The 15,061-nt window shown below is 29.8% G+C and carries 19 protein-coding genes; 1 reads left to right on the top strand and 18 read right to left on the bottom strand.

Annotation, left to right across the window (positions count from 1 at the left end; all coding sequences use genetic code 11):
* Window positions 1-30 precede the first annotated feature (30 nt).
* The 12 genes from NH288_RS05915 to efp are packed head-to-tail and all read right to left on the bottom strand — an operon-like array spanning window position 31 to window position 8,078.
* Window positions 31-726 carry a pseudouridine synthase gene (locus NH288_RS05915; RefSeq protein ID WP_265213864.1) on the bottom strand — a complete coding sequence of 232 codons (696 nt, stop codon included), beginning with the start codon at window positions 724-726 and terminating at the stop codon, window positions 31-33.
* Window positions 713-1,243, bottom strand: a complete 531-nt coding sequence (scpB, locus tag NH288_RS05910; protein WP_265213862.1) for an SMC-Scp complex subunit ScpB — start codon at window positions 1,241-1,243, stop codon at window positions 713-715. Before scpB ends, NH288_RS05915 begins: the two co-directional genes overlap by 14 nt.
* Entirely contained in the window at window positions 1,233-1,937 is a 705-nt protein-coding gene (locus NH288_RS05905; RefSeq protein WP_265213860.1) for a segregation and condensation protein A, read from the bottom strand. Before NH288_RS05905 ends, scpB begins: the two co-directional genes overlap by 11 nt.
* Window positions 1,927-2,475, bottom strand: coding sequence for an NUDIX hydrolase (locus NH288_RS05900; protein WP_265213859.1), 549 nt, complete (start codon window positions 2,473-2,475; stop codon window positions 1,927-1,929). The genes NH288_RS05905 and NH288_RS05900 overlap by 11 nt, the downstream gene beginning before the upstream one ends.
* On the bottom strand, window positions 2,468-4,156 hold the full coding sequence (gene recN / locus NH288_RS05895) for a DNA repair protein RecN (RefSeq protein WP_265213857.1): 1,689 nt from the start codon (window positions 4,154-4,156) through the stop codon (window positions 2,468-2,470). Before recN ends, NH288_RS05900 begins: the two co-directional genes overlap by 8 nt.
* A complete protein-coding gene (locus NH288_RS05890) occupies window positions 4,156-4,608 on the bottom strand; it encodes an arginine repressor (RefSeq protein WP_106460333.1) in 453 nt (150 codons plus the stop codon). The genes recN and NH288_RS05890 overlap by 1 nt, the downstream gene beginning before the upstream one ends.
* An 8-nt stretch (window positions 4,609-4,616) precedes the next feature.
* Complete coding sequence (locus NH288_RS05885; protein ID WP_265213914.1) at window positions 4,617-5,444, bottom strand: polyprenyl synthetase family protein; 828 nt, start codon at window positions 5,442-5,444, stop codon at window positions 4,617-4,619.
* Window positions 5,437-5,622, bottom strand: coding sequence for an exodeoxyribonuclease VII small subunit (gene xseB / locus NH288_RS05880; protein ID WP_106460334.1), 186 nt, complete (start codon window positions 5,620-5,622; stop codon window positions 5,437-5,439). The genes NH288_RS05885 and xseB overlap by 8 nt, the downstream gene beginning before the upstream one ends.
* On the bottom strand, window positions 5,615-6,799 hold the full coding sequence (xseA, locus tag NH288_RS05875) for an exodeoxyribonuclease VII large subunit (protein WP_265213854.1): 1,185 nt from the start codon (window positions 6,797-6,799) through the stop codon (window positions 5,615-5,617). The genes xseB and xseA overlap by 8 nt, the downstream gene beginning before the upstream one ends.
* The gene (locus tag NH288_RS05870; protein ID WP_106460336.1) at window positions 6,796-7,182 is read right to left on the bottom strand and encodes a transcription antitermination factor NusB; all 387 of its coding nucleotides are present in this window, start codon (window positions 7,180-7,182) and stop codon (window positions 6,796-6,798) included. The genes xseA and NH288_RS05870 overlap by 4 nt, the downstream gene beginning before the upstream one ends.
* Window positions 7,182-7,511, bottom strand: a complete 330-nt coding sequence (locus NH288_RS05865) for an Asp23/Gls24 family envelope stress response protein (protein ID WP_265213852.1) — start codon at window positions 7,509-7,511, stop codon at window positions 7,182-7,184. Before NH288_RS05865 ends, NH288_RS05870 begins: the two co-directional genes overlap by 1 nt.
* Before the next feature lie 9 nt (window positions 7,512-7,520).
* The gene (efp, locus tag NH288_RS05860; protein WP_106460338.1) at window positions 7,521-8,078 is read right to left on the bottom strand and encodes an elongation factor P; all 558 of its coding nucleotides are present in this window, start codon (window positions 8,076-8,078) and stop codon (window positions 7,521-7,523) included.
* Window positions 8,079-8,222: 144 nt separating this feature from the next.
* On the opposite strand from efp, the gene NH288_RS05855 reads away from it, so the two are divergent.
* Entirely contained in the window at window positions 8,223-9,389 is a 1,167-nt protein-coding gene (locus NH288_RS05855) for a nucleotidyltransferase family protein (RefSeq protein WP_265213850.1), read from the top strand.
* Window positions 9,390-9,434: 45 nt separating this feature from the next.
* Here the strand turns inward: NH288_RS05855 and NH288_RS05850 are convergent, their stop codons facing one another.
* Genes NH288_RS05850 through NH288_RS05825 form a run of 6 tightly spaced genes read right to left on the bottom strand, consistent with a single transcriptional unit; the run spans window position 9,435 to window position 14,857 of the window.
* Window positions 9,435-9,920 (bottom strand): ATPase, encoded by a 486-nt coding sequence (locus NH288_RS05850; RefSeq protein ID WP_106460340.1) that lies wholly within the window; start codon window positions 9,918-9,920, stop codon window positions 9,435-9,437.
* Window positions 9,921-9,928: 8 nt separating this feature from the next.
* A complete protein-coding gene (coaD, locus tag NH288_RS05845) occupies window positions 9,929-10,411 on the bottom strand; it encodes a pantetheine-phosphate adenylyltransferase (RefSeq protein WP_106460341.1) in 483 nt (160 codons plus the stop codon).
* A complete protein-coding gene (gene rsmD, locus NH288_RS05840; protein WP_199792147.1) occupies window positions 10,408-10,950 on the bottom strand; it encodes a 16S rRNA (guanine(966)-N(2))-methyltransferase RsmD in 543 nt (180 codons plus the stop codon). Before rsmD ends, coaD begins: the two co-directional genes overlap by 4 nt.
* Complete coding sequence (locus NH288_RS05835; RefSeq protein WP_265213846.1) at window positions 10,950-12,941, bottom strand: ATP-dependent DNA helicase RecG; 1,992 nt, start codon at window positions 12,939-12,941, stop codon at window positions 10,950-10,952. The genes rsmD and NH288_RS05835 overlap by 1 nt, the downstream gene beginning before the upstream one ends.
* Window positions 12,934-14,496 (bottom strand): DAK2 domain-containing protein, encoded by a 1,563-nt coding sequence (locus NH288_RS05830; protein WP_265213844.1) that lies wholly within the window; start codon window positions 14,494-14,496, stop codon window positions 12,934-12,936. Before NH288_RS05830 ends, NH288_RS05835 begins: the two co-directional genes overlap by 8 nt.
* Before the next feature lie 7 nt (window positions 14,497-14,503).
* Complete coding sequence (locus NH288_RS05825; protein WP_106460344.1) at window positions 14,504-14,857, bottom strand: Asp23/Gls24 family envelope stress response protein; 354 nt, start codon at window positions 14,855-14,857, stop codon at window positions 14,504-14,506.
* Window positions 14,858-15,061 lie beyond the last annotated feature (204 nt).

The raw sequence follows: 15,061 nt of genomic DNA, 5'->3' as shown, positions 1-15,061 counted from the left end.
ATAATTTTTCCCACAAAAAAAGATAGTTGCCTACCTTTTAACTTTTTTAACAAAGAGCATTTCTTCTTTGTCAAAGTATTTATAGTCTTTTTCTTTAAGATCAGATAGGCTAATATCTCCTATCCTTATCCTTTTAAGCCTTTTAACACTGCTATTAAAATATTCAAACATTCTCCTTATCTGTCTATTATATCCCTGATGAATTATGACTTGATATTTTTTATTACCGATTAGTTTAATATAAGCATCTGATGTATGTTCACCATTTCCTATATCTAGACCTTGCATAAAAAGATTTTCTTCTTTTTTGCTAAGGGTTTTATCAACATCTACAATATATTCTTTGTCTAGTTTGAATTTAGGATGAATAATATTATTGGTGAATTCCCCATCATTTGTAATAATCAAAAGACCTTCGCTATCTTTATCAAGTCTTCCAGCAGCATAAAACCTCTTATCAATTTCTAACAAGTCATTTAAGTCTAATTTATTATAAGGATCAAAATTAGAAGTTATATAACCAACAGGCTTATATAGTTTAATATAAAATTTCTCTTCTAACTCAAGTAATTGACCATCGATTGTAACCTTATCAGTATCTTCTACTTTAAATCCTGGCTCAGTTATTAAGTTATCATTAACCTTTACTCTACCTTCTTTGATTAAGTCGTCTGCTTTTCGTCTAGAAGTAAAGCCTGTATTTGCTATATATTTATTTATTCTCATTATCATCACCAATCTTTATTTCAGGTAAATCTTCTAGTGAAGATATAGAAAAATATTTTAGAAACTCATCTGTTGTGCCAAATATTATTGGTTTTCCTATCTTATCTAACCTTCCCTTTTCAACAATTAGCCCTCTATCAAGTAGTGAATCAATTGTCGATTGAGAGTTAACTCCCCTTATTTTATCTATTTCCGCCCTTGTAATTGGTTGCTTATAAGCAATTATAGAGAGGGTTTCTAAGGTTGAGTTAGTGAGTTTTTTTTCTGACTTGGCTACTAATTTTTCTAAGTATTTATCAGTAGACTTTCTTGTAGAAAATTGATAGGTGTCACTATATTTTCTAATGATTAGGCCAGTATTTTTGTTATTTCTCTCCTCAATAGATTCCTTAAGGGCAGTTTTTATGTCTTTTTTATCAATATCAAATAATATCTTTGATAGGTCAGCAAAATCTAGGGGTTCACCCCAAATATATAAAATTTCTTCTATGAGTCCTTTAATTTCGTCAACTGTCATTTTCCCTCTTAACTATTTTAAATGAATTAATATCTTCTTGACTTAAATATATCTCTTTAAGCTTTACCATTTCTAGAAGAGCTAAGAAAGTAGCTATACATTCAGCTTTTGTATTGATCCTTTTTGTTATATCGTTTAACTTTAATTCTTTAGAAAAATTCAGTGTTTTCCTAAGGCTAATAAGGTAATCATTAACATCTGGCATTATCTCTTGCTCAAATATTCTGGATTCAGATTTTTCTTCATTTTTTAGTCTATTAAGAAGCTTTTTAAATTCTCTTGAAAGGATATCTATATCTTGATTAATGATTATTTCATCTTTTTCAAAGCTAGTCAAATCTTCTTGAAATTTAACATGTATTTTACGAGCTTCTTCTTCTAAATACTTGAAATCATCTTGGACGGACTTGATTTTTTTATACTCAATTAGATATGCTAAAAAATCTTCTTCTAAGCCTTCATTTTCCTCTTTTGGTAAGAGCTTGTTTGCCTTAATTGTTAAAAGAATAGATGATGTGTATATAAACTCAGAAAGAGAAGGCAAATCTATATTCATTTTAGCTACTTCTTCTAAAAATGGACTTGTTATATCTTCAATCTTAACATCATATATATCAATCTTTTGTTTATCAATTAGCTTTAATAAAAGGTCAAAAGGCCCCTCAAAGGCCTCTAGTTCAATATTAAGCTTCATTTAATAACTTTATACAATATAAGATCGCTATAATTGTTTTGGCATCTGTAATTTCACCATTTTCCACCATCTTATATAATTCTTTTATCTCGATTGCGCATGCTTCGACATTCTCATCCTCATCTTGCTCAAGACTTGATTTAACTAAATCTTTAGCTAAGAAAAATGATAATTTATCATTTGTAAATCCTGGTGAAGCATGCATATCAAATAAGTAGGAAATAGTTTCTGGTAAATATCCTACTTCTTCTTGTAATTCTCTTTTAGCTGTTTCTATAGGCATCTCACCCGGATCAACTAATCCTGCAGGAATCTCTAAGGTTATTTTATCAATTGCCTTTCTATATTGTTTTACCATCCAAATCTTGTCATCACCGTCAAATGCTATGATACCAACACCTTTTTGGTGATCAACTATCTCTCTTTTAGAATACCTTTTATTTTCAAGCTCTACGGTTTCAACTCTTAATTTAAGTATTTTACCATCATAAATTGTATCTGACTTAATGGTTTTTTCATAAAATTTTTGCTCATTCATTTCTTAATTCCTCCGCCATCTCCAAGATTTCTCTTGCTGACTTTTTAGTAGTTTCAGTTATATCAACACCCGCAATTAACCTTGCTATTTCAAGAGTTCTTTCTTCCCCTTTTATTGATTTTGAGTAAGAAATAGTAGCATCTTTTTCATCTTCTTTACAAACCAGTATATGGTTATTAGCAAGTGAAGCTAGCTGTGGCAAGTGAGATATAGCTATTACTTGTCTTTTCTTAGATAAATCTAAGATTTTTTCACCAACAACCTGTGCTGTCCTTCCACTTATTCCAGTGTCTATCTCGTCAAAAATCATCGTATCTATATCATCAAAACTTGCAAAAACTTCTTTAAAGGCAAGCATTATTCTCGAAATCTCACCGCCTGATGCTGTCTTGGTTAAAGATGATGGGTTTTCTCCTTTATTGGTTCTAATCAAGAAATCTACATCATCATAACCTTTTTTATCAATTAAATCAGTCTTCTTAAGCTCAACTTTAAATTTACCATTTTTTATATTTAATTCCACAATTTCTTTGTTGATTGATGACTCAAGTTCTTTTATCTTTTTAACTCTAATAGCATGTAACTTATCAGCCTTATCTAGCATTTTTTTATCTATATCTGCTATTTTAGAGTCTATATTTATTCTTAGGTCTTCAATTTGATTGAGCTCATCCAGGCGGTCTTTCATTCCTTCATAATAAACTTTGATATCATCTATGCTATTGCCATATTTCCTCTTAAGATCAAAGAGTTTTTTATTTAAATCATCAAGCACTTGTAATCTTTCTGGATCAGTGGACAAAATTTCTACATAGGAATCAGCTTCTGAATATATATCGTTAAGTTGATCTGATATTGATATTAGTCTGTCATATATGTCCTCAGATTTTTTATCTATACCTACATAATTTGATATTGAAGAAGAAGCTTCATTTAATAAACTACTAATAGATGGAATTTGATAATCATCAGAGTCAATGATTTCAATCATTTGATAATAGCTGTCTCTCAAACTTGATATATTTGATAGCCTCTGATATTCACTTTCTATTTCATCTTCATCTAAATTAAATAAATCTATGGCTTCAATCTCTTTTATTTGATAATCAATAAGATCTCTTTCCCTGCTTAACTCTTCATCGGTTAAGTCTAAGTCTTGAAATTTTCTTATAAATTCTGTTTTCTCTCTATATAATTCTTTCAAGGAATCTCTTAAAGACTTAGTTTCTTTGTCGTTTTGATAAGAATCTATTAAGTTTATATAATTAGACTTATTCATATAGACGTTGCTATCACCTTGTCTATAGATATCAATTAAAAATTCCCCTATATCTTTTAAGATATTTAAATTTGAAAGTCTACCATTTATCCTTATCGATGATGACTTATCGCTTATTTTTCTGGTAATAATAAGCTTGTCATCATCAAAACTTATATCTTTATTCTCAAGATATAATTTTTGATCTTCATCTATGATAAATACTGCTTCAATAATTGTAGTGTCCTTAAATTTGCCGATAATATCTTTGCTAGCCCTCTTTCCTAAAAGCAAATTTATTGCTTCAAGTATAATGGACTTTCCTGAACCAGTCTCGCCAGTTATTACATTAAACCTATCCTCAAAAAATATATGATCTTTTTTGATTATTATAAAATTATCTATATAAAGCTCGGCAAGCATTATTTTACAAGATCTCTTAATTCTTCTACTAAATCGTCAATAGTTTTTGAATCTCTTGGAGTAATAAAAATTGTGTCTATACCTGTTACGATACCTCCAACATTTTCAAGCTTTGCATTAGTAATATATTGTCCGCAAACAGTTGCACAGTAAGATATAGTTTTTATTACTACAAGTTGAGAAGATTTTTCTACTGATAGGACTGCTTCCTTGAAAATTTTTTCAATTCTTTCTGTAAGTGTGTCATAAACCGCATCAACTACTGTGTATTTATATTCGTAGTCATCACTTTGAACCTTGGATATTCTAAGTTCTTTTATATCCCTAGAGATTGTAGCCTGGGTAGCATTTACTCCTTGGTCTCTTAGAATCTCAGATAATTGACTTTGAGTTTTGACATCATTATTTTGAATAATATCTAATATTAATCTTTGTCTAGTGTATTTTTTCATAATATCCCCTAATAACTTCGTTTTGATAAATAATCTATAAGATAAGTTAAAAATTCGTTATGGCTAAAATTAGAAATAGCATCTCTTGCATCTTTGTTAATTGAATCAAGAAGATTAATGGCTTCTTCTTTAGTCATTATATTGAGTATATTTAGTTCATCATCATATGTATCTTCAAGTAAATCATCTTGTATTTGGAAAGCTAGGCCTAGGTTTTCAGCATATAATGAAAGAAGCTCTATTTGTCTATGGCTAGCCTTTGCTGAAAGTGCAGCCCCAATGCATGCTGCCTTGAAAAGGTCTGAGGTTTTCTTGCTATAAACCTCCAATAAATAGGACTTATCTACCTTGATATCTTTCCTTAAATCCAAGATTTGGCCCTGAATCATTCCCCTTTTAGAGGCTCTTTCCATTATATACTTACTAGATTTAAGATATGTATTGTTAATAATAGCAACATCAAATAAAATAATAGCAGCTTCATTTAAAAGAGCATCTCCAGTTAATATAGCTAAGTCTTCACCATATTTTTTGTGAAGGCTCTCCATCCCCCTCCTATAGTCATCATTATCCATGGCAGGTAAGTCATCATGGACCAAAGAATAGGCATGAATTAATTCAATAGCCAAGGCCATTTTATAATCTTCCTCACTAAGGGAGCTTGAAAACATTTTCTTACTTTCTAGATACAAGCTGGCCCTTATTCTTTTGCCGCCATCTGCTGCATAGGTCATTGTTTCATTAATAAGACCTTTTTTGGGAAAGTAAGATCTTACTCTTTCATCTATGTCCTTCTTCTTATTATTTAATATTTTAATAAATTCTTCTTTATTCATCACTATCAATTATTTCTACCTTAGCCCTATAGTCATCTAAACTTGCTTCTAACTTCTTATAGAGTTCTTTAGCTTCTTTATAAAGTTTTACACTCTTATCTAAGTTATCTTTGTTATTTTCTATTTCTTCTAATAGGCTTTCTATTTTCTTATAATTTTCTTCAAATGATTTATCCATCAATAATCCTTGCTATTACTTCTCCATCGCTAAATACAAGTTTTACAATATCATCAGCTTTAAGTGAATGTTTAGAAAAAACCAATATATTATTATGTTCAATTTGTATATGTTTTTTTGAATATTCAATAATTTTTTCTACTGCCTTTAAATTAAAGGAAAGGCTTTTAAGCTTATGATCATTGTAAACAAAATTATCCCTAATTGTTTTCTCAATTCTTACGCCTAAACTAGAAATCTCTTTGGATTTAGCGTCTAAGATTAGCTTAGGATTGCTAATATCGATTCGTTTTTTTAGAAATTTTAATTTTAATTCATAATTTTCTAATATATTTTCTATGTCTTTAGTTCTTTGTTTGAATAAATTTTCTAAATTTTTGTGGTAGTCTTCATAGAAGCTTATTAGGTAAGAACCTGCTTCTGTCGGTGTTTGAAGGCTTAAATCACTTGCTAAATCCGATAGAGTTCTATCAATATTATGGCCGATTGCTGAAATAATAGGTGTCTTCGCTTTATTTATGGCCTCTATAACTTCTTTATGATTGAAGCTTGAAAGGTCTTCATTTGACCCTCCACCTCTTGTTAAGACAATAACATCAAGATCTAGTAAATCTAATTTATTAATTCCTTGTGCTATTAAGCCCGGAGACATATCTCCTTGAACCTTTACAGAATTTAAAAATATTTTTATGTCATTAGGTCTTGAATTAATCATTGATATAAAATCTACAATTGCAGCCCCATCTTTTGATGTTATTAGGCCTATTTTTTTGACTAATTTATCTATTGGCTTTTTATTTTTTGGGTCGAAATAGCCTTTTTTTATAAATTCTTCTTTTATTTTTAAAAATTCAAGATAGGTCTTGGAAAGACCTTCATCTTCAACTTCGCTAGCAATTATAATTAGTCTTGAAGAGAAATTATTATAGGATAAGCTACCTCTAACAAGAACGTTCTTTCCTGGTTCAAAGTCAAAGGTTATATCCTTATCCTCATAATAATATATTACACAGTCTATTAAATCTGAGTCTTCCTTTAGAGAGAAGTACAAGTGTTGGTTATTGATTCTAACATTTGAAAGCTCTCCACTTATAAAAATTCTTCTAAAAATAGGATCGTGTTTAATATTTGATTTTATATATTCATTAAATTGCTTAACTGTTAGAGGTTTTTTCATTTTTTATCTTTTCTAACGATGTCACCTAGTACTTTATTAATAATCTTATACTCATCATTTGATGTATATTTTTTCGCAAGATCAACAGCTTCATTAATTGAGACTGAGACTGGTATATCTAAAAAATATATTTCATTTATTGAAAGAAATATTATAGACTTTGCTACCTTGCTTATGTTAGAGTATCTAGCAGATAGGCTATCTTCAAGCTTTGCTACAATCTCATCATAATGTTTTTTATATGAATCTATAGATTTAATTATATAAGTTTCATTCTCACTTAGGTCATGATTTTGAAATAAATCATTATTCTCTTTTATATCGTTAATTGAATCTTGGAAGATAAGCTTAAAAACCCACTCCCTCTGTTGTCTTCTGTTCATCAAATTTCTAATCTATTAACGTTAATATTAACCTTACTAACTCCAATGCCTGTCATTGTTTCTATTACATCTTTGACATTTTTTTGGACTTTTTTTACGGTCTTTCTAACGTTTATATTTTTGTCTAGGGATAAATCTATGTCTATTACAAGATTACCAGCTATTTTTCTGATATTTGTCTTGGTAGCCTTGCTTTGTAGTGAATGCATAAATCCTTCTTCGGAGGTATCTTCATATACTCCATAGACTTCCTCAGCAGCTGTGGTTGCAATTTGATCTAGAATTTCATCAGCAATTTTAACTGAACCATCTTTAAAATTATTAGTCATCTAATACTCCTATACTCTAGATAGATACTCTCCACTTCTTGTATCTATTTTGATCACATCACCTTCGTTTACAAATATTGGCACGTTTATAACTGCGCCAGATTCAACTGTTGCAGGTTTTGTAACATTTGTAGCTGTATCACCTTTTACACCTGGTTCTGTTTCTACTACCTTAAGCTCTACAAAGTTTGGTGGATCAATTGAAAATGGTTTGCCTTCATAAAATTTAATAAGTACACTGTCATTTTCTTTTACATAAATTATAGCTTCTTTAACTGCTTCTTCTTCTATACCGATTTGTTCAAAGCTTTCTGGGTCCATAAAATAATATAGTTGACCATCATTGTATAAATATTGCATTTCTTTTGTAGAAATTACGGCATTTTCAAATTTTTCATTAGGATTAAATGTTACATCCTTTGCTCCACCATTCATTACTGATCTTATTTTGGTTCTAACAAATGCTGCACCCTTACCTGGTTTTACGTGTTGGAAATCTACAACTTGATATACATCCCCATCATATACAAATGTTACACCTTTTCTTAAATCGTTAGCTGATATCATAATTCCTCCTTGGCTATATTCTTACATTATTATACCATATATAAGAGCTAATTGAAAATTTTATTCATCTGCTTTTATCATTTTACATATAAGAATGATGTATTAAATCAAGCTTATAAGTATAATAAATAAAAAGAGGTGCATATGAAAAAACTTGCTATAATCTCAGAGTTTAATCCTTTCCACAATGGTCATAAATATTTGCTTGATAAAGCTAAAGAAGACTTGGCATGTGACTTAGCCATATCTTTTATGAGTGGTGATTTTGTTCAAAGAGGTGAAGCGGCTATCGTTGATAAATTTACACGAGCAAAAACTGCTGTTGAAAATGGTTTTGATCTAGTAATTGAAATGCCTAATTTCATTAGTTTACAAGCTGCAGAATTTTTCGCCTTAAAATCTTTAGAAATTCTAGATAAAATGGAAATTGATTACCTATGTTTTGGGATTGAAAGACTAGATGAAAGAGATTTTTTAGATAAAGCTAAAATCGTAATAAATAATGATAACTTTATTAATCAAGAGCTTAAAATGTACCTTTCAAATGGTATATCCTATACAAAAGCCCTTAACAGTGCTATTTCTAAGCTTGTAGGCGATGATTTTATTTCAGCCAACAATATTTTAGCTCTCGAATATATGAAGGCAATTGATAAATTAAAGTCTAAAATTATCCCATACCCAATTTGTAGAGTTGGAAGCCTTAATAAGGATAAAACGATTAATGACAAATTTTATGCCTCATCTACTGCTATTAGAAATAATATTTCCGGCGATATAAGTAAGCTTATGCCTAGAACATCTTTTAAGAATTTTTCTAATTTTTTTAAAAATTATGATGGAATTAACGATGAGTTTTTCTATAAAATTTTTACCTATAAGCTAATTGTTGAGAAAAAAGCTATGACAGATATTATCGGTTATGAAGAGGGGATTGAAAACCATCTAATAAAACTTGTAGATAGAAACAGGACTTTTGAAGATTTTATTAATGAGGCCACAAGTCTTAGGTATACTAAATCAAGAGTAAGAAGGCTTATCCTTAATTATATTCTTGATAATAGCTTTAAACTTAATTATATAGATGTTCATTTTATAAGAATATTAGCTTATAATAAAAAGGCAACCAAAATATTTAATAATTTCAACGATAAGGTTGATATAGTTATAAATAAGGCTGATTCAAAAATATTGGATCAAAATAATTTTAAAATTTATGAAAAAATGATAAATTCTTCCAATCTCTATAATCTAGCTATTGGAAGAGAGATAAATTATGATTATATTCATAATAATAAACCTTTTAAGTAAAAAAACGTCCAAGCAACATAATTATTATGTCTTGGACGTCTTTAATTACTTATTTTCTAATAAATTATTTCTAATTTTTTCTAATTGTTGAACAAGGCCGCTAAAGTTATCTATAGAACCTGAGAATAGTTTATCTACATACTCATATGATTGAGCCTTGATATGTTTAGCTTCAGCAGCTGCTTCTTGTAAGATTCTATCAGCTTCAGCCCTAGCTTGTTGAGTGATTTCATGTTCACTAACCATTCTTTGGAATTGGCTTTTTGCTTGTTCCTTGAAATTTTTAATTTCACCTTCAGCTTGATTTAATCTACTATCAGCTTCGTTGCTTGCTTCGGATAAAATTCTTTCTTTTTCGTCTGTTACCCACTGAGCTTGTTTGATTTCTTCTGGTAAAGAATCTTTCATCTCATTAAGTACATCATAAATTTCATCAGGATCTACTGCTACCTTTTTTGAAAATGGTACAGAGCTTGCTTCTTCCATTATGTCTTCCATCTCGTAGATAAGATCAGTTATTTTGTTTGCCATACTTCCTCCTAATAATTATATTTATCTTTAATTCTCTTTTCGACACTTGTACTTACAAAGGCTGATACATCGCCCTTAAAGGCAGCTATCTCACGCACACCACTAGATGATACAAAGGAATATTTAGGATTACTTAGTAGAAATATAGTTTCAAGCCCTTCATATAAGGTTGAATTTACTCTAGCTATATTCTTTTCATACTCATAATCTGTGACAGCCCTAAGTCCTCTAGCTATAAGTTTAACATCTTCTTTTTTAGCAAAATTAACTAGTAAGCCATCAAAGGATTTTATGCTTACATTAACTAATTTTTCTTCTTTTATAGCCTCTCTTATTATCTCTTCTCTTTCTTTTAGAGAAAATAGAGAGTTTTTGTTTTCATTTCTAATAACTGCAACTATGACATGGTCAAAGTGAATTGATAATCTCTTAATCATATCCATATGGCCATTTGTTAGTGGGTCAAAGCTGCCTGGATAAATTATTTTCATATTGTATATATTTTAATATATTTCCTTCCATAGGACTTATCTTTTAATATATGTAGGTCATATTTTTCTGAAAAATCTAAGTCCATGCTCGATTCAGTTATAATTATACCATCTTCACTGGATAAGTCATATTCTTTAATATAAAATAGAGCTTTATCTAAAAAATCACTTTCATAAGGTGGATCTAGAAATATATAGTCAAACTTAAGATTCTTTTGCCCTAAGTTTTTAAGAGTTTTAACAAAATCGTTTTTAATTAATACGGCTCTGTCTGATCCTATTTTTTCTATATTTTGTTTTAATATTGAAAAATTAGAATAATTCTTTTCATTAAAATATACTTCGGCCCCTCCCCTTGAGAGAAATTCTATTCCCATTTGTCCTGTACCTGCAAATAAATCTAGAGCGAGAAAATTATCTTTAAAAGGATATAGCATATCAAACACTGCTTCCTTTACCTTGTTATCTGTAGGTCTAGATGTTTTTGATTTTGGACTAGCTAGATTAAAGCCTTTGTATTTCCCTGCTACTACTTTCATTAGTTTAAAATAATATCCTTATCTTCATCAAAAAATTTCTTTATGAAATCTATATTAACACCCTTAAAATCAATCGATTTTAAGTAGTCAAAAATCTCAAAGCTTCTGTCAGTTTCTTCTTGGGTCATGTTTAGGTATTCTATCTCTGAGAGATTTTTACCGTGTTGGATAAGAGAGAGAATCTTTCCTCCTCCTCTTAACTCATAATCTTTTTGTGCAATTTCAAAGCCGTCATTTGTTTTCTCTAAAATATTAAGTTTAAGATTAGCATCAGCATTCTTATTTACAAGATAACAATATGACTTATATTGACCTCTTCCTACCCTGCCTCTTAATTGATGCAGCTGAGATAGGCCAAAGTTATTTGCATTATAAATTACAATTACATTCGCATTAGCTACATCTATACCAACTTCTATTACAGTTGTAGATATTAAAATATTGATAATACCACTTGAAAAATCAATAAGTATACTTTCTTTAATTTCAGAATTAAGTTTGCCATGAAGGATTTCTACCCTATAGCTTTTGAATTGTTTTTTGTATCTCTTATAAAGATTTTCTACTGAATTATCATCATCAGAATCTATATTATTACTTACAACATAGATTTGTCTACCATCTTCTAAATTTTTAGAGATTTGTTCAAAAAGGATTTTTTCTCTATCCTGCACTATTATATGGGTATCAATTATTTCCCTACCCATAGGCAGTTCATTTATAACACTTAAATCAAGCATCTGATTTATCTTTAAAGATAGGGTTCTTGGGATAGGAGTGGCTGTCATTGTTAAATAGTTTACAGCTTGTCCTTTTTTAGCAAGAGCTTGTCTTTGTTTAACACCAAAACGATGTTGTTCGTCGTTTATAACCAGTCTTAAATCATTAAATAATACATCTGCTTGTATTAAAGCATGGGTTCCTATTACTATATCTATATCACCATTTAATAGCTTAGCTTTTATTTCATCTTTATCTTTGCTAGAACCTGTTAAAAGTGCAACATTTAGAGAAAAAGACTCAATTAAATCTTTATATTTTTCATATTGTTGGATTGCCAAAACCTCTGTTGGAACCATCATAGCTGATTGATATGAGCTTAAGCCAAATACAATCATGGCTATAATGCCAACTATTGTTTTACCAGAGCCTACATCCCCAACCAAGAGCCTATTCATAGCATATTTACCTGAACAATCAGTAAGTATTTCATTAAATGATCTTAGCTGTGGTTTTGTTAAAGCAAAATCAAGCCTTCTTAAAATATTATCTAATTTATAGCTAAGGTTGATATCTTGCTTTATCTTTGCATTTTTGCCTATATGATACAAAAATATCAATTCTTTAAGAAGGTCTAGTATTTTTATATAAGACTTTGCCCTCAATAAATCATTAACATTATCTGGAAAATGAACAATATTTAAGGCTTCCTGTCTAGATAAAAGATTACATTGATCCCTATTGGCTTGATTTAATAGCTCTTCGTCTTGATTATAGAAAGATAAAGCTTCCTTAATAAAAGCCCTTATGTTTTTCTGGCTCAGACCACTTGTTAATGGATAGATAGAATAAATTCCACCTATCTCATTTCCCTCAAGCCCCTCAAAAATGGGGTTTATAGCTTCATAAAATCCTTTTTTTAAGGACACTTTGGTATAGAATTTATATTTTTTATTAAGTTCGATACTTCTAATGGAAAACCTATCGTTAAACCACACAACTCTAATTTTGTTCCCAAGTTCATCTTCAAAATACATATAAGATAAGGAGACATTTTTAAGTTTTTTAAAATATGGTTTGGACACAGATTTCCAAACAAAGAAATAGGCTCTATCTCCTCTAGCTTGACTAGCTAGGATTTTTTTGCTCCTATCTTCATATGCTCTGGGATAAAAATTATATAAATCACTGACTGTGTATATATCAAGCTTGTTAAGAGTCTTGGCCTTTTTAGGGCCAATACCTCTTAGGTCTGTTAATTCCTTATTCAAGGGTTGCTTGGTAATAATATACTGGCTGTCCGCCGTAGATTAGTTCAACATCTATATCCTTATGGTCCTTAGAAAGCTTTTTAACAAGGTCTTTGGCCTTTTTCTTATCAGCTTCTTCACCATAATATAGGGTAATTAATGATATATCTTGATCTTCTTCAATAGCTTTTTCTAAGGCAAGTCTTAATGTTTCCTCGATTTTATCAGTACTTACCACGATTTTTCCATCAAGAATCCCGATAAAATCATCTTTTTTGATTTCTACATTATTCACGCTTGTATCTCTAATGGATATAGAAACTTCTGCTGTATGCATATCACTAATTACATCAGCCATGTTTTCTATGTTTTCTTCTATTGATTCTGATTCATCAAATTCTAGCATAGCTGTGAAAGATTCTGGTATTGATCTTGTTTCAACAACCATTGCATTTTTATCTGTTAGATCACAAGCTTGCTTAGCAGACATAATTATATTTTTATTATTAGGGAAAATAATAATATTTTCTGCATTTATTTCTTCTATATTTTTATAGATATCCTCTGTAGAAGGATTCATTGTTTGGCCGCCTGAAATTATCTTATCAATATTCATTGACTTAAGAATATCGTCGTATCCATCACCCCTAGATACTGCTATAAAGCCATATTTTTTAAGCTTAACTTCTTTTTCTTCTTTAGCGATTTCCGGGTTAGTGTTTTCAATTTCAACCTTTAACAAAACTCCATCTAGTAATAATATAGATATAACTTGATGAGGATGATCTGTCTGTAAGCTTGCCTCAATTACATTATTATTAAATTCTGAATCGAGGTGACTTGAAAGATTTGTAATGGAATCAATTATTTTTTCATAGTCAGATTCCTTACATGAAAGACTAAACGATAGCTTATAATTCTTTTCTTCTTCGTTTTCATCTGATAAGTCTATATCCCTATCGATATCATTATTTAGTGCATTTAATGCTCCCCTTAGTAAGAATAGCAAGCCTTGACCACCTGAGTCAACTACACCTGCTTCTTTTAAAACCGGCAGTTGTTTTGGTGTATTATCTAAAGCCTTCTGTCCTTCACCAATAATATCTATAAGATAATCATCTAAATTTATATCTTCTGAGTAGGACTCTTCTGCTCTTTCAGCCATCTTTCTTGCTACTGTTAGAATTGTTCCTTCTGTTGGTTGCATAACTGCTCTATAAGCAGTTTTAGAAGCATTTATAAAGATTTCTTTTATATCACTTGCTTCTATCACTTCTTTATCTTTTAGAGCTTTTGACATACCTCTTACAAGTTGAGATAAGATTACTCCAGAGTTTCCTCTAGCTCCCATAAGAGTGCCTTGGCTTAGGGCCTTTGAAATTTCGTATACATTTGATAAAGCAGATGTATTAACCTTATCAACACCAGATTTCATTGTCATGGTCATGTTTGTTCCTGTATCTCCATCTGGAACCGGAAATACGTTTAGCTCATCAACTAATGATTTGTTTTCTTCTAAATATTTAAAGGCTCCAATGACCATTTGTTGGAGCTTATTTGCATCAATAACTTTCATATTTCTCCTATCTATTGATTCCTTGGACATAGATATTTACTTCAGAAACATTTACATTCAAAGAGTTTTCTATATTATATTTAACATTTTCGATTATATTTTGACATACTACCGGTATTCTAATACCATATTCTAAAAATAGAGATATAAATATTGCTACTGTACCATTGTCCCTTCTTATAACCTTAACTCCTCTTTGCATGTTATTTACACCTAAGAGTTTATATATACCATCCTTTGCTGATCTACTTGCAAGTCCAACAACACCATAAGATTGCATGACGCTTGCTACTGCAATATTAGCAATAACGGAATCATCGATTGTTATTTTTCCTAAATTATTTACATATCTAATTGTCATAATACCTCCACATAAATATAAGTATTAACGATTGTACTTAAAAGATTGAATTGATATTTATAAAAATATCTATAAAACTAAACCTACTATCAAAGATAAGAGTAAATTAATTTTATCAAAGCTTTGTAAGTATTCCTTTAATTCATTATACCATAAATTCCTACTACTGATAAGAATATACCTATAATTATATATATTATATAT

Source organism: Anaerococcus sp. NML200537 (assembly GCF_026131715.1).
Lineage (GTDB): Bacteria > Bacillota > Clostridia > Tissierellales > Peptoniphilaceae > Anaerococcus > Anaerococcus kampingae.
Note: the sequence above shows the minus strand (reverse complement) of the source record. Positions and strands in the feature narration are given on the sequence as shown.

What these genes read in the sequence shown, in the direction of transcription:
- coaD (WP_106460341.1), bottom strand. Translation starts at nt 10,411, where the DNA reads ATGAAAATAATTTATCCAGGCAGCTTTGACCCACTAACAAATGGCCAT.
- NH288_RS05885 (WP_265213914.1), bottom strand. Translation starts at nt 5,444, where the DNA reads ATGAATAAAGAAGAATTTATTAAAATATTAAATAATAAGAAGAAGGAC.
- NH288_RS05915 (WP_265213864.1), bottom strand. Translation starts at nt 726, where the DNA reads ATGAGAATAAATAAATATATAGCAAATACAGGCTTTACTTCTAGACGA.
- xseB (WP_106460334.1), bottom strand. Translation starts at nt 5,622, where the DNA reads ATGGATAAATCATTTGAAGAAAATTATAAGAAAATAGAAAGCCTATTA.
- NH288_RS05890 (WP_106460333.1), bottom strand. Translation starts at nt 4,608, where the DNA reads ATGAAAAAATACACTAGACAAAGATTAATATTAGATATTATTCAAAAT.
- NH288_RS05905 (WP_265213860.1), bottom strand. Translation starts at nt 1,937, where the DNA reads ATGAAGCTTAATATTGAACTAGAGGCCTTTGAGGGGCCTTTTGACCTT.
- recN (WP_265213857.1), bottom strand. Translation starts at nt 4,156, where the DNA reads ATGCTTGCCGAGCTTTATATAGATAATTTTATAATAATCAAAAAAGAT.
- NH288_RS05870 (WP_106460336.1), bottom strand. Translation starts at nt 7,182, where the DNA reads ATGAACAGAAGACAACAGAGGGAGTGGGTTTTTAAGCTTATCTTCCAA.
- NH288_RS05855 (WP_265213850.1), top strand. Translation starts at nt 8,223, where the DNA reads ATGAAAAAACTTGCTATAATCTCAGAGTTTAATCCTTTCCACAATGGT.
- NH288_RS05865 (WP_265213852.1), bottom strand. Translation starts at nt 7,511, where the DNA reads ATGACTAATAATTTTAAAGATGGTTCAGTTAAAATTGCTGATGAAATT.
- NH288_RS05825 (WP_106460344.1), bottom strand. Translation starts at nt 14,857, where the DNA reads ATGACAATTAGATATGTAAATAATTTAGGAAAAATAACAATCGATGAT.
- NH288_RS05850 (WP_106460340.1), bottom strand. Translation starts at nt 9,920, where the DNA reads ATGGCAAACAAAATAACTGATCTTATCTACGAGATGGAAGACATAATG.
- efp (WP_106460338.1), bottom strand. Translation starts at nt 8,078, where the DNA reads ATGATATCAGCTAACGATTTAAGAAAAGGTGTAACATTTGTATATGAT.
- scpB (WP_265213862.1), bottom strand. Translation starts at nt 1,243, where the DNA reads ATGACAGTTGACGAAATTAAAGGACTCATAGAAGAAATTTTATATATT.
- NH288_RS05900 (WP_265213859.1), bottom strand. Translation starts at nt 2,475, where the DNA reads ATGAATGAGCAAAAATTTTATGAAAAAACCATTAAGTCAGATACAATT.
- xseA (WP_265213854.1), bottom strand. Translation starts at nt 6,799, where the DNA reads ATGAAAAAACCTCTAACAGTTAAGCAATTTAATGAATATATAAAATCA.
- rsmD (WP_199792147.1), bottom strand. Translation starts at nt 10,950, where the DNA reads ATGAAAGTAGTAGCAGGGAAATACAAAGGCTTTAATCTAGCTAGTCCA.
- NH288_RS05830 (WP_265213844.1), bottom strand. Translation starts at nt 14,496, where the DNA reads ATGAAAGTTATTGATGCAAATAAGCTCCAACAAATGGTCATTGGAGCC.